The 13295-nt window shown below is 47.6% G+C and carries 13 protein-coding genes; 7 read left to right on the top strand and 6 right to left on the bottom strand.

What is annotated here, in order from left to right:
* Positions 1-54: 54 nt before the first annotated feature.
* From ACESPU_RS19925 to ACESPU_RS19900, 6 genes are all read left to right on the top strand, one after another.
* A complete protein-coding gene (locus ACESPU_RS19925) occupies positions 55-1470 on the top strand; it encodes a sensor histidine kinase KdpD (RefSeq protein WP_122115062.1) in 1416 nt (471 codons plus the stop codon).
* Positions 1467-2150 carry a response regulator transcription factor gene (locus tag ACESPU_RS19920; RefSeq protein ID WP_005864037.1) on the top strand — a complete coding sequence of 228 codons (684 nt, stop codon included), beginning with the start codon at positions 1467-1469 and terminating at the stop codon, positions 2148-2150. Before ACESPU_RS19925 ends, ACESPU_RS19920 begins: the two co-directional genes overlap by 4 nt.
* A gap of 84 nt (positions 2151-2234) precedes the next feature.
* Entirely contained in the window at positions 2235-2840 is a 606-nt protein-coding gene (locus ACESPU_RS19915) for a DUF4254 domain-containing protein (protein WP_005860709.1), read from the top strand.
* The gene (locus ACESPU_RS19910; protein ID WP_373133615.1) at positions 2840-3895 is read left to right on the top strand and encodes a glycosyltransferase family 9 protein; all 1056 of its coding nucleotides are present in this window, start codon (positions 2840-2842) and stop codon (positions 3893-3895) included. The genes ACESPU_RS19915 and ACESPU_RS19910 overlap by 1 nt, the downstream gene beginning before the upstream one ends.
* Positions 3879-4613 (top strand): lipopolysaccharide kinase InaA family protein, encoded by a 735-nt coding sequence (locus ACESPU_RS19905; RefSeq protein WP_122369595.1) that lies wholly within the window; start codon positions 3879-3881, stop codon positions 4611-4613. Before ACESPU_RS19910 ends, ACESPU_RS19905 begins: the two co-directional genes overlap by 17 nt.
* 6 nt (positions 4614-4619) lie before the next feature.
* Positions 4620-5483 carry a hypothetical protein gene (locus ACESPU_RS19900; protein ID WP_122369597.1) on the top strand — a complete coding sequence of 288 codons (864 nt, stop codon included), beginning with the start codon at positions 4620-4622 and terminating at the stop codon, positions 5481-5483.
* 13 nt (positions 5484-5496) lie between these two features.
* On the opposite strand, the gene ACESPU_RS19895 is transcribed toward ACESPU_RS19900, so the two are convergent.
* Genes ACESPU_RS19895 through ACESPU_RS19870 form a run of 6 tightly spaced genes read right to left on the bottom strand, consistent with a single transcriptional unit; the run spans position 5497 to position 11107 of the window.
* Entirely contained in the window at positions 5497-6561 is a 1065-nt protein-coding gene (locus ACESPU_RS19895; RefSeq protein ID WP_122369599.1) for a glycosyltransferase, read from the bottom strand.
* Positions 6562-6584: 23 nt separating this feature from the next.
* Complete coding sequence (locus tag ACESPU_RS19890) at positions 6585-7718, bottom strand: glycosyltransferase family 1 protein (RefSeq protein WP_005864045.1); 1134 nt, start codon at positions 7716-7718, stop codon at positions 6585-6587.
* A 56-nt stretch (positions 7719-7774) separates the two neighbouring features.
* The gene (locus ACESPU_RS19885) at positions 7775-8410 is read right to left on the bottom strand and encodes a viroplasmin family protein (protein WP_122369601.1); all 636 of its coding nucleotides are present in this window, start codon (positions 8408-8410) and stop codon (positions 7775-7777) included.
* Entirely contained in the window at positions 8397-9194 is a 798-nt protein-coding gene (locus ACESPU_RS19880) for a polysaccharide deacetylase family protein (RefSeq protein ID WP_122369603.1), read from the bottom strand. Before ACESPU_RS19880 ends, ACESPU_RS19885 begins: the two co-directional genes overlap by 14 nt.
* 9 nt (positions 9195-9203) lie before the next feature.
* Complete coding sequence (locus tag ACESPU_RS19875) at positions 9204-9920, bottom strand: glycosyltransferase family 2 protein (RefSeq protein WP_005864051.1); 717 nt, start codon at positions 9918-9920, stop codon at positions 9204-9206.
* Positions 9921-9925: 5 nt separating this feature from the next.
* On the bottom strand, positions 9926-11107 hold the full coding sequence (locus tag ACESPU_RS19870) for a glycosyltransferase family 87 protein (RefSeq protein WP_122369605.1): 1182 nt from the start codon (positions 11105-11107) through the stop codon (positions 9926-9928).
* A 153-nt stretch (positions 11108-11260) separates the two neighbouring features.
* Between ACESPU_RS19870 and ACESPU_RS19865 the strand changes: the two genes are divergently transcribed.
* The gene (locus ACESPU_RS19865) at positions 11261-13273 is read left to right on the top strand and encodes a hypothetical protein (RefSeq protein WP_227168048.1); all 2013 of its coding nucleotides are present in this window, start codon (positions 11261-11263) and stop codon (positions 13271-13273) included.
* Positions 13274-13295 lie beyond the last annotated feature (22 nt).

The following is a 13295-nucleotide window of genomic DNA, read 5'->3' as shown; positions in this document are numbered from 1 at the left end:
ATGTACGTTGTAATCATGGAGTAGCTATCTATCTTTGCCGGAAAGGAATGAGACATGGGAAAGAGAATTCGATGGATATGGGTAATCTCGTTGTCGGCGGCTTTGGCGGCGATCGGGGTACAAGGCTATTGGCTGTTCAATCAGTTCCGGTACGAGATGTGTACTTATGCGGATGAGATCGCCGGTGAGGTATTTCATGCCGGGCAGGAGGAATTTCGTATACGGAAGGAAGAGGCGGAGTTGACGAAAGGTACTTATATCATAGAACGCCAGTCGAAATACCAGTCTGGTGATAGCGTGTTAAACGGGTTGAAAAACTCGTTCGGTTTCCAGCTTTATCCCAAGGATACGACAAAGATCCATAGTTTTCGGCTTCATCTGGACCCGAATATGCCGGAAGATAGCTTATTAGTTGGGGTAGATCGTTCGGTCGTGGAGTTCTTCGTGCCTTTCTCTGCGGAGCGTTTGGACTCCATCTTGTCTGTCGGTCTGCCCGGTCTGGATTATCGGGTACGTCCGTTCGTAGCGGGCGATACCTTGTCCGGGCAGTCATCGGCCTTATGGTTGCCGTTATCGAAAAACCTGCTTTCAACCTCTATCTCGATATGCTATTTGTTCGCCCCGATCGAGCGAAAGGCGGTGTGGGTGGATGTGGATCTTCCCATGAATCCGTTATTGGGCCGGATGGGATGGCAGCTTTTCCTAAGTATTTTCCTTATCTTGTTATTGCTGGCTTGTTTGAGTTTCCAGATCCGTACGATCTGGGAGCAAATGCGCTTGAACGAGTTGCGTGAGGGATTCGTACATACGATGATCCATGAGCTGAGGCGACCGGTACAAACCTTGAAGGTATTCGTCTCTTTCTTGAATGACCGGGAGATGCGGATGGATGAGGCCACGACGGAACGGGTCCTTCAAGACTCCATGTTCGAGTTGGATAATCTTTCCGCCTATCTGGGAAAATTGAAAGATATGGTCTGTGCGGACGAGCGGGAGACGCTTCTGAGACCTTCCGCTTTTAATCTCCGTGAGTTGGTGGAGAAGGTGGTACGCCTAACCAATATCCCTGCCGGGAAAAAAGTCTCTTTCTCGACGGCCTTTCCCCCGGATATGCCGGATCTGACGGCCGATCCGGTACATGTGGCGAATGTCTTGTCTAACTTGATAGAGAATGCGATCAAATATTCGGGAGAGGAAGTGGATATCGATATCGTAGTGCTTTGGAATCAGCAAAGGGTGGAATTGACCGTTTCGGATAATGGCTTCGGTATCGCTCCGGATGAGCGGCGAAAGGTGTTCGATAAATTTTACCGTTCGTCTCATCTGCCGGATAAGCAAATTCCGGGTATTGGGTTGGGATTGAGCTACGTTCGCCAAATAGTAGAGGCGCATCATGGCTCTGTATCCCTGCGAAGTGAATTAGGTGAAGGCACTCGAATTACTATAAATCTACCGACTACAGCCTTATGAAATCGACATTGAAAATACTTTTCGCTGACGATGACCTTAAGTATTCCCTCGTCTTGAAGCGATTCTTGGAACGGGAGGGGTATGAGGTGACTTATACCGGCAATGGTACCATGGCTTTGGAGCAATTCCCGGTCGTGAAACCGGATCTGGTCTTGCTGGATATCAACATGCCCGGCCTAAACGGTTTCGAGGTAGCGGAAAAGATCCGTGAGCAAGACCGCCATGTCTTGATCTTTTTCCTTTCCGACCGTTCCGATAAGAACGACCGTTTGAAAGGTTTTAGCTTGCGCGGAAACGATTACTTGGCGAAACCCTTCTATCCGGAAGAGCTGATCGCCCGTATCAAGGACCGTTTTGAGATCGGTGTCCATGAAAACGTGCAGGAGGAGAGCTTCCATTTCGGAAACACGACCTTCAACTATACCACGAATGAGATCCGTACGGGCAATAACAAGGTATTGATCACTTCCCGCCAAGCGGATCTTCTGCGAATCCTGGCGACAAACCTGAATCTGGCGGTGGATCGTGACCTTCTGTTGGAAACCGTCTGGGGAACTAGCTCATACGCCAACTCCCTGGCCTTGAATGTGCAGGTCACCTATCTCCGTAAAGCGCTTCATAACGATCCGTCTACCGGCATCGTATCCTTGCCGAAGAAAGGATATATGCTAAGAGGATAGAATTTATCCGGTAGAATTGGGTTTCTGATCCGTAAGCATTATCTTTGTCCCACAAAGTATTCACAGAAAGAAAATGAATCATATATGAACTTCAGCGAACAATGTTTCCGCATTTTTGAGCAAGCTACGGAGGCTTATCATGTAACTGACAATGTAGATGCTACAGTGCATAATCCCTATGCGGTAAAGAGCATCGAGTTTTATCTTTATCTTAAGAACTGGATCGATGCCGTACAATGGCATTTGGAGGACATTATCCGGAATCCGGAGATCGACCCGGTGGAAGCGCTGGCTATCAAACGCCGCATCGACAAGTCGAATCAAGATCGTACGGATTTGGTAGAGTTGATCGATAGTTTCTTTCTGGATAAATACAAGAACGTGAAAGTCTTGCCGGATGCTACGATCAATACGGAAAGCCCGGCTTGGGCGATCGATCGTCTCTCTATCCTTACGCTAAAGATCTATCATATGCGTGAGGAGGCAAACCGTCCGGATGCTACTGCCGAGCATAAGGCTCGTTGTGAGCAGAAACTGGCGGTGCTGATGGAGCAGAAGAAGGATTTGTCGATGGCTTTGGATCAATTGCTATCCGATATCCGTGACGGTAAGAAATACATGAAGGTCTACAAGCAAATGAAGATGTACAACGACCCGGCCTTGAATCCTGTGTTGTACGGTAAGAAATAATGGCAAATATATTAGTAATACGACTTTCGGCTATTGGGGATGTGGCGATGACCGTTCCCGTTATCTATTCCGCAGCCAAGGCGAATCCTACGGACTCGTTTACCGTGTTGACGCAAGCGTTCTTGATCCCGGTCTTTATCAACCGCCCGAAGAACGTGAACGTGATCGGTATCAATACGAAGACCACGGAGAAAACGTTGGCGGGATTGCTCCGTTTTGCCTCTGCCTTGGTGAAATACGATTTCGATATAGTGCTGGATTTGCACGACGTGTTGCGGACCATGATTATCCGTACGCTGTTCCGCTTGAACGGCAGACGGGTGTTTGTCGTGGATAAGGCCCGGAAAGATCGTGCCCGGTTGACCGACGCAAAGCATAAACGATTTAAACAACTTCGCCCGGTGATCGAACGTTACGCGGATGTGTTCCGCAACGCCGGGCTTAACTATACGGAATCGTTCACCTCGCTTTATGAGACCTCGACCCCTGATTTATCCGCCTTGGAACCCCTTGTGGGAACGAAGACGGGCAAATGGATCGGTATCGCCCCCTTCGCCAAGCACCGGGGAAAGATTTATCCGACCGGGGAGATGGAGCTGGTCATGGCCGAGCTTTCCGATCGAGAGGATTTTACCATCTTCCTGTTCGGTGGTCGTGGCTACGAGGAGGCGCTCTTGGATCAATGGGCTTTTGAGTATCCCCGGGTAAAAAGCGTGGCGGGCAAGTATTCCTTGGATCAGGAACTGGCCTTGATCAGCCGGTTGGATCTGTTGATTTGCATGGATTCCGCCAATATGCATTTCGCTTCCTTGGTCGGTACACGGGTAATTTCTGTTTGGGGCGCTACCCATCCCTATGCCGGATTTTACGGATATCATCAGGATCCGGAAGATTGTATCCAGCTGGATTTACCTTGTCGTCCTTGTTCCGTATTCGGCCAAAAGCCCTGCCTGCGGAAGGATTGGGCGTGTATGAAACAGCTCAATCCGGACCTAATCATAAACAAGGTATTAACCTCTTTAAATGGAACGATTTCGGATGCAGGAGGTCATTAACCCGGCGTATAGGCGATTCGAGGATTTTGTAAGGCGTGTACCTCGTATATTTTCAGAAGAGGGAAAAACGATTTATAAGGCGAGGAATGAGATCAAGGTTTTTGAGGTAGATGGTGTGGAACTGAATGTCAAGCGATATAGAGTCCCCCACTTGATAAACCGTGTTATTTATCGTTTTTTCCGTCAGCCTAAGGCCGTGCGAGCCTATGAGTACGCTCTGCGTTTAGTCGCCAAGGGTTTTGAGACTCCTGCCCCGATCGCTTATATCCTTTTTAGGAAGAAAGGGTTTTTGGAATATAGTTATTTTATCAGTCTGCAATCCAGCTATAAGACATTGTATAAAGTCGGACAGCGTCCGGTAGAGGAGAACGAGGATATTTTCCGTGCGTTAGGTACTTATATGGCAAAGTTGCATGAGGCGGAGGTTTATCATGCCGATTTCTCTCCCGGAAATGTATTGTACGATCGTACGGAGGAAGGGGTTAAGTTCTCCTTGATCGATATAAACCGGATGCACTTCGGGCCTGTCTCGCTAAAACGAGGATGCGCGAATTTCTCCCGCTTGTGGGGACGGGAAGCCGCTTTTCATTTAATGGCGGAGACCTATGCCGAGAGCCGGCATTTTGATGAAGCGGAATGCCTTCGTTGGATATTATATTATCGAAATCGTTTCTGGAAGAAATATGCGTTGAAGCATGAGATTGAATTTGAATTATAGACTTTTATGAAAATACAAATACTCCGGTTCTGCTTAGTTGTTAGTTGTCTTTTGACCTATGTATCTCCGGTTAAGGCGTTAGAATGGTGGGAAAAGGTAGAGTATCTGACTTACTCGCCCCGTTATTTCGGGCCAAATGCCTTTCCGATTCCCGAGTTGGTAGGAGGAAGCCTGTCCAGCCGTTGGGAAGTGGAGCTTCGGGGGGAATATCATAAGACGCGAGGCGATCAGACGAAAGATATCTTTGCCCGTTTGTACATTCCTGTCGTAAAGGGACGTGTAGGGGTGAATGTCAGTTGGGTATTCCAAGAATGGTATGAGATGTCGCCGGAAGTGCGGGATGAGCGTTATGCGGTAGAACTGAAATCCCCGATTGTTTGCCGGGGCGACGTGATCTTTAATTTTTATTTCCAAGCTCTCCGGAGCGAGAAGTGGATGGATATCGTGGTAAGCGCCAACCTGAAAACCGCCAGTGGCGGACGCTTGTGCGACGCTCGTTATACGGATGCGGCCTCTTATTGGTTCGACGCCAATCTGGGACGTACGTTGTGGAAGCGGAAAGATGTAAACGCTTCGATCCGTGTGCAAGCTTTAGCGGGTTTTTATTGTTGGATGACGAACGATGTCGTGAATCGTCAGAACGACGCTTTCTGTTATGGGGCAGGTGTGTTAGGAACCTATCGGGGGTTCTCGTTGGATTGTAATTATGCCGGTTTCCGGGGATATCGGGATAATGGGGATAAGCCGATGATCCTACGGACAAAGCTAAATTATGAGCTTAAGAAAAATATCCTGTCCTTCCAATATAAACATGGAATGAAGGACCATCTTTATGATAGCTATTCATTAGCTTATATCCGTTGTTTCTGAATCTGTAAATAATCTATGCTTTCTTGATCGACCTGAATAACGTGGCGAAGCCATCTGTATAAGCCTTTACGCTGAAATCTTGGATGATATGCTCACGTGAGGCCTTGGCGAACGCTTCCAATCGCTCCGGGTTATCGATAAGCGAGCGGATAGACGCCGCCATTTTTTGAGGAGAAGAAGGCGGCACTAACAATCCGGTGACTCCGTCTATGATTAAGTCTCTTGCTCCCGGTATGTTTGTTACGATACAAGGAACGGAACAAGCCATAGCCTCCCGCACGACTCTCGGGGAGGCATCCCGGTGCGAGGGAAGTATAAACAACTGGGACGTGACCAGAAAAGAGATGGCGTCGGAACGCTGTCCCAGAAAATGAATTTGTGCGCTTACCTTCGACTGTTGGGCTAATTGGAAATCATTTTCCCCATATTCTCCCACGATTGTAAGATGTACCCGTGGATCATCCAATAAGATAAACGCATGAATCAAATCGGTTAAGCCTTTGAACGGCCTGTTCTTCGTCGCTCCGATATAGATGCAACGAAAGGCGTCGTCCGGAATATCGTCTGCTTGTTTGGGCGTACGGACTGCCTCCTTGATCCAATCGATATCAAATGGCTTTGTGCTGGTTGTTAGTCTTTTTCGTGCGATGAATCGGGAGAGATATTCCTCGATATCTTTGGTCTCGCATACGACATGCTCCACGGCGGGATTTAATATGCCTAGATAATAGGTCGGATCGAACCGCTTCAATTTAGCCTGCGTGCCTCGGTATGCGATATTCTTCGCCCGTGTGCCTATGGAGGCGAATAAAGCGTTTGATAAACCGGAACTACTTGGTGAGTAGATAAGGTCGATCCGATAAGTCTTGATGATTTCGCGCAGGGCACGAATAACGTTCCAGTTGAACTTCGAGGTAATGACCGGCAGATCCAAGGGTGTACAATTCCCATAGATCTTTTTGTCGGTATACGATTGGGGGGAAGCGATATAGATGTTGAAGTCCTCAAGCTTGGACAATCCTTCCAGCATTTTGTAGGTCGCTATGTCGGCTTCTTTATAGACTAAAAGTATATTCATTGTGTATGGATAAAATGGATTTGCTAAGATCGTGAGATATTCTCGTATACTCGCATGAAATGAGCCGCTAATACGTCGGGCATGAATCGCCGTATATTCTCTCGTCCGCCGGAACGCATGGATTCGGCCAGCTTCGGCTCGTTCAATACGGACTCTATCAAGCCGCGCAGTTCTTGCTCATTTCTCGGATCGGTATATAGAGCGGACGATCCGCCCGCCTCTTCCAGACAAGAACCGGTAGCCGCTATCACCGGAATACCGGCAAGCTGGGCTTCTAATATCGGGATACCGAATCCTTCGAAAAACGAGGGATATACAAATAAGGTCGCCATCTGATAGAAAGCGGCTAATTCGTTAAAAGGTATATGGGTCAAGATACGGACGCGACCGGACAGGTTGTTTTCCCGGATATAGGTCTCTACCGTATCCGTATAAGGCGTATGCTTACCGATAGCGATCACGGAGATATCTTCTTTCAGGGCTTTCAGGGCTTTTACCAGAAGCAATAAATTCTTCCGTTCCTCGATGCTCCCTACATATAATATATAAGGCCCGTTTATCTGATATTTCTCGCGTACGGACGATTTCACGTCTTCTTGAACCGCTTGCCCGAATATCGGGTCACAACCTTGGTAAACAACCTCGATCTTGCTTTCCGGAATGTGGAAGAAGTCCCGGATGTCTCGCATCGTCTGCCTGCTGATCGCTATGATCTTGTCCGATCGTAAACAAGCTTGCTTGAATTTGTAGGTATAGATGGAACGATCGATCGGTTTATAAAGCTGCGGGTAACGCAAGAAGATCAAGTCATGTATCGTTACGACCGCTGGGATTCCGTTCTGTTTTAGATTCATAGGAATCTCATTACTCAAGCCATGGAACAGATCTACGTGCTCTTTTCGAAGCGTAGTCGTTAGACCGGAGGTACGCCATAAAGACGGAAATAGTTTATCGAACCTGCCTTCCGGATAATGGAATGAGACACTTGGACGCTCCTCGATCCGTTTCCGTAACGCCTCTTTGCCTTTGCCCGGCGTATAGAGTTGATAGATATGCTCCGGGAAAGAAGTGGACAAACTATTCACTACGAACCGGCTATAATTACCCAGTCCGGTAGCGTTATGCGTAATCCGTTTTGCGTCGAAAGCGATCTTCATAGGCTTGAATTCGATATATTGGGCAAATATACGATATAATTTTAATTACCTTTACCTCATTTCCTTCCGAAATCCGCCGGGATCTCCCCCCATACGGATGTTTCCCATTTGAGGATCTGGGTGGTATAGGTATGGGTGTTCAACCATTTCTCGGCCCGCTCGATGAGGTCGAAGATAGGTTCGTTGATCGGTTTACGTGCTAATAGGGTTTTGCATTTCTTTTTCTTGACCCAGCTGATGGCGTTGCGGCTATCCGAATAGATCGGCAGGTCGCTTCCCTTTTGCTGTAGCAAGGCGAGGCCGTGTACTAAGGCGAGGAATTCCCCGACATTGTTCGTGCCCTCCTTCAGCGGGCCGATATGGAAGATCTCTTGCCCGGTAGCGGTATAAACGCCTCTGTACTCCATATCCCCGGGATTACCGCTACAGGCGGCGTCTACGGCAAGACTCTCATTGATGGGGTTCCCGATCGGGGCTTCCGGCGCGAGACGGGCCACGGCTTTCGGGGAAGAGACGGTCTTTAGGTAATGGGTATAGCCGGCCTCGAAGGCTTTGGCGGCTTCCTCCCGGTTCTCGAAGGATTTATATTTGGCTCCCTCTTGTCCGTCTACCTGTGCCTTGCATTCCGCCCAGTTATCATAGATTCCCGGGTTCAAACCTTTCCATACGACATAAAACTTATTCTTGGCCATGGCTCTTACTCAAGATTTCTTGTGAGAATTGCGTATAGGTACCGAACGGCGCTCTTTTATCCTTGAAGAAACGGATCAAGGCATCCAGCCTTCTTTCCATGCCGCAACCGGAATGGTTGGTCATGATAAACGGTAACTTTAGCTCTTTCCGATCACTTAAGGAGGTGAACTCCCACGGATGGAAATAGGTCAGGAAATAACCGTCCTCTTTCCACGTCCAAAGCGCCAGCTTACGGTACAAGGTGGCCGGAAGGTTATGGTAAGCCAGCCAAAACAAGGGGAAACGGACGATCGGGGTCACCGAGGCGGGCAGTTGCAATACGCCCGCTTTCATGAAATAGGTACGGGGCTGCCCCAGATGGTTGTAACGGCCGGGAATGCAAGTCGGGTTCAAGGACGAGTTGTATAGATAACCGGCCTTATGGATCTCTTCTTCTTCGACGGGCATCATGCGGGCCATACGGAAACCGTTCACCGGTTGTCCGGTCAGTTCCTCCAACGCCTCTTTGGACTTGCGTAGATCGGCGGTCTCGAACGACGAGTGATAAAAACCATGCGAAGCGATCTCATGTCCACCCTTTTGGATGTCCAAGATCAAATCCTTTGCGTGAAGGGCGAAGTTCGCCGTGCAAAAGAAAGTCGCTTTTACCCGGTGACGGGCCAGACATGCCAGTATCTTCCGGGTTCCTTCTACGGAAGTACGCATTTGTTCCTCGAACGGCAATTCCACGCCGTGTTCCAATGGAGCGTCAAACTCCTCGATATCAAAACTAAGTAATATCATGTATGTCAATTAATCTCTATGAAATAAGATGGATAAGAAGTTCAACGCTTCCCGCCGCAGGACCTTGAATCCCATATCGGATACCGCCAGTCCTTCTTTGATGTTCGCGTTGATCGTCCGTAAGTTTATCTCTTTCCGGCGACTTGCCTTATAGATAAATTCCGTATCGAATAGGAAGCTATTGATACGGGTCGTCAGGAATATCGCCTGTCCCGCTTGGCTGAATCCCTTCATGCCCCCTTGCGTATCCTTGATCTTGATCCGCAAGACCCATGTATTGCATATGTGGGACAGTTTGGATAACATTTGCCGGAAAGGAGGTAGATTATCCTGATAACTTTTGCCGCGGGTAGCCACGACTACGTCCGCTCCTCCTAGCAACGCCTCGACCATCCTGCCGAATGAGTCGTTTGTATATGGAAAATCGTAGTCTGTATAAATAATGTAAGGAGAGGTACATCGCTTTACCGCCTCTCGCAAGGCATATCCTTTTCCCCGGTTGGGCTTATAGTCCACGACGCAGACATCCGGTATCAATTGCCGGAGGCGGTCGATCGTTTCCGGCTCGTATCCCCGTCTCGAACCATCACTGACAATAAAAAGGTGGAAACGTACCGGGCTGAATAATCGCTCCACTTCGCGGAAATGGGTGGCTACTCGTTCCTCCCAGCCCGAAGGCGGGTTGTAACAAGGTAATACCAAATCTATGTCTGCTCGTGCGTTCATTCCATTTATACCTTTACCGGATTATAACTCCTCGTACACATCTCAAATGTCAGCTTTAGCCAGATCAGCATACAAGGCAACGCTTTTAACGCATACGGGTATACATAATGCACTCGTATGTATTTCGGGAAAAGATCGGACGGAGACATGCTGGTCAATATAAAGGCGAAGACCATCAAGACAATATCCAATGTCGAACGTTTCCACGGTACAGCCGTATACCAAATAGCGACTCCGATAAACGCTATGATATAGGTACTGGACTCGCTACCCGTGCTGAACAGTACGACAAACATCAACACCGAGGCCAATAACGTTTTCCGGAAAGCCTCATATTTATATTGACTGATGCGTAGATAAGGCAGGCCGAATAATAGTAATCCCCCTATTATCAGATAAATGTCCGAGTAACTGACCGATCCCGATATCTTACGAACCATTCCCAAGAAGGAAATGTTCTGCATGAGCGCGAATAAGTTCTCCGAATTTTTTCCGGATAAGTCCTCGAACCAACCGGTATATTGGGACATTATATAATCCGGCCCGGACAATATCATCGGGGCTACGACCATGACGACCGCCCATCCTACGCAAGATAGGCTGAACTTCATCTTATGGCGAGAGAAAAAGAAGAACGCCAATCCCGTGATCCCATACAATTTAGTAAAGGTACCCAACATGATCACGAAAGCGGCCCATACGTCTTTCTCTTTCTCTATCAATACGTAAGCGAGGACAATGATAGCGGCGATACTGATATTGAATTGCGACATGAAAAGCGAGGTAAGCAACTCGTGGGCACAGAACCAATAGATAAAGATACGTTCCCGCTTGATCCCCGGCAGCATCTTGATCGCCCAGAATAAGAAAAGGCTCTGTGCCACCGACCAAGTAAGCAATCCCAACCATAACGGTGTAACGGCGAATGGAGCGATGACCAAGCTAAATACCGGCCCGTAGTGAAAAATATCGTTGTATTCTTCCGGATAGGCGGCATAGAGCGGCAATTCATTCAACGTATGCCAAAAGGATTGCCTGAAGATCGAGAAGTTATTATATTTCCCGGGGAAATACTTGGTAATCCATGCGATAACCCCCAGCAATGCCCATAGCCCCATTAAGGTACTATATTTGCTGAAAAATGGCTTATGGATGATTGTATTGAACTTATCTATAAATTTCATCATCGAATCTACATCTGTCTACGGGGCAAAATTACATAAAAACGGTGACTTTTATGCGAGTTAAATAAAAATACTATTTTTGCGTCCAAAACTGGTAAGAGATTATTTATGAATGAAATGTTGAGATACACGATCATTCGTGTAATTCTGTTTGTAATGGGAGGCTTTCTTGTTCTTGGATGTTCGGATGAAGATGATGTGGGTAATAGTGGAGGAACGAGTAAATATGGTTTGATACGGATGGCGGAGGAGGATTATGATTCGTCGAATACTTCTTACATCCTTCAGGATGAGGAACCGGACGAGGTTCTTTTCGATTCGTCAAAGCGAAAATTCAAGGTGAATGAGCCTTTGCAGGTGTCAGTTACCGGGCAGAAGGAGTTGATGCTTCGTTTCTATTCTCCTAGAGCTATCCATAATGTGATTGTCTGGGCTACGGTTGAGGGTTATGAGGATGAGGTACGGTTTGCGGAGTTTACTACGGTTTTACCTTTTCAGGAGTTTAAAATGAAGTTGCCTTTTCTAGAACGGGCGAAGGTTTATTATACACGTTCCGGCGAGGAGGTTACCATAGATGCCCATCCGGATATCGTGGCCGAGAATATAAGTTTGCGGGTTGAATGTGGAGATCCGGTCTATCAAGGAATGATAAACGTGAAACCTAAGTGGGATATTTGGTTTGGTAAATATTCCGGTTCGAACTGGGGCAACTTTAGGCCACATCTGGCTCGTGAGGCGGTTGCCCTTTCCTTGAATATGGCCGCGATGTTTTCTTCCTCGCTTTTTGATGAGGAACTGGAGAAGTGGCGTGGCAAGCTGATAAATAACGAGCAAATCGTGGATATAGATGTGTTGAAGAAACAGATCACGAATCATGGCGGGTTGTGTTATGGACGCGTGGTGAATGTTGTCGGTCTGGGTGGAGGAAATACCTTTGGGCTAGGTGAATATGTCTATCTGACCCATTATGCCGACGATGCCAATGGTTCTGACACGCCGTATCATGAGCTGGCACACTGCTTGGGGTATGGGCATAGTGGGAATATGACGTACTATCCGGCGGAAGGCGGTTTCCCTACAATTTGTATGAAGGTTTACTCACAGCTTTCCGTGAGCAAGAATTTACCGGTTTATTCCCGCCGTTTCTTGCATACCCGGAGGAATAAGAATCTGGTAGAGAATAAAAACGTGTATACTTCCTCGAAATACATTATCGATGATCCGGAATTGGATGCCATAGATGGCGGGCTTGGGCTTGCTCCGATGGAGACGGATAGGGCTGGTGATGAGGGTTCTCCTCTCTCATTTACACTTTCTGTCTTGGATATTCCCGGTGCCACTGTGGAAACTTTTCATCCGAAAGCGGTCCATCTTTATGGGAATACGCTATATGTAGCAAATGACGCTCCGGGACATTATAGTTTGGAGGTCTTTGATGTATCTTCCGGTAATGTGCGTCATGTGAAAAGTATGGTTGAGTGGATGAACGGAGATAAGAAAGAGACCTTTGCGGGGGAGCCAAACGGCGTGACTCGCTCGTATGGGAAAATATATGTCACGAATACGGGAAGCCGTACGGATGTGTTTGATGCGGAAACGTATGAGTTCATTACTTGTATCGGTACGGGTACTTGGGGTGAGGGTGGTTATCAGACCGTTCATGCGTTTGATGTGACGGCTAGTCAAGGGGCTGTCTTTATCCGGGATAAACGGAAACTGGTAGTTGTCTTGGAGCAAGATGTACAGCCCGGTTCCGCTGCTCGGGTACCTATATATAGCCGTAGCGTAAATTTACAAGAGGCAATGGGTACTTATGCGGTAGCGGCACGAAATGATGGCTTTTTATATGTGACGGCCCAGAATAAAAATATGATCTATTTATTCGATCCTGCGGACATTCGGGCAGGGGACACGGGCTTTGCGCCGTATCTGATGACATTGGGATTTGAAAAGTCTCCCCAGTCGATAGCGTTTGTAGGGGATCGTTTGTTTGTTACGCTTCGTGTCGATGATAAACGGTCGGAGCTATGGGAGATCAGCCCTAAGAACGGAAAATTATTGCAGGACTTTACAGATTCGATGGTCTATCCCGAGAAAATAGCCGGTGCTCGTCATACTTTATTGGTAGTGGATCGTGCGACCCAGACAGTAAAAGCCATTGGCCTATGATTTTTTTATTGATTCTTAGGAA

Origin of the sequence: Parabacteroides sp. 20_3, assembly GCF_964238835.1 — a bacterium.
Classification (GTDB): domain Bacteria; phylum Bacteroidota; class Bacteroidia; order Bacteroidales; family Tannerellaceae; genus Parabacteroides; species Parabacteroides distasonis.
This window is presented reverse-complemented; position numbering and strand designations above follow the sequence as displayed.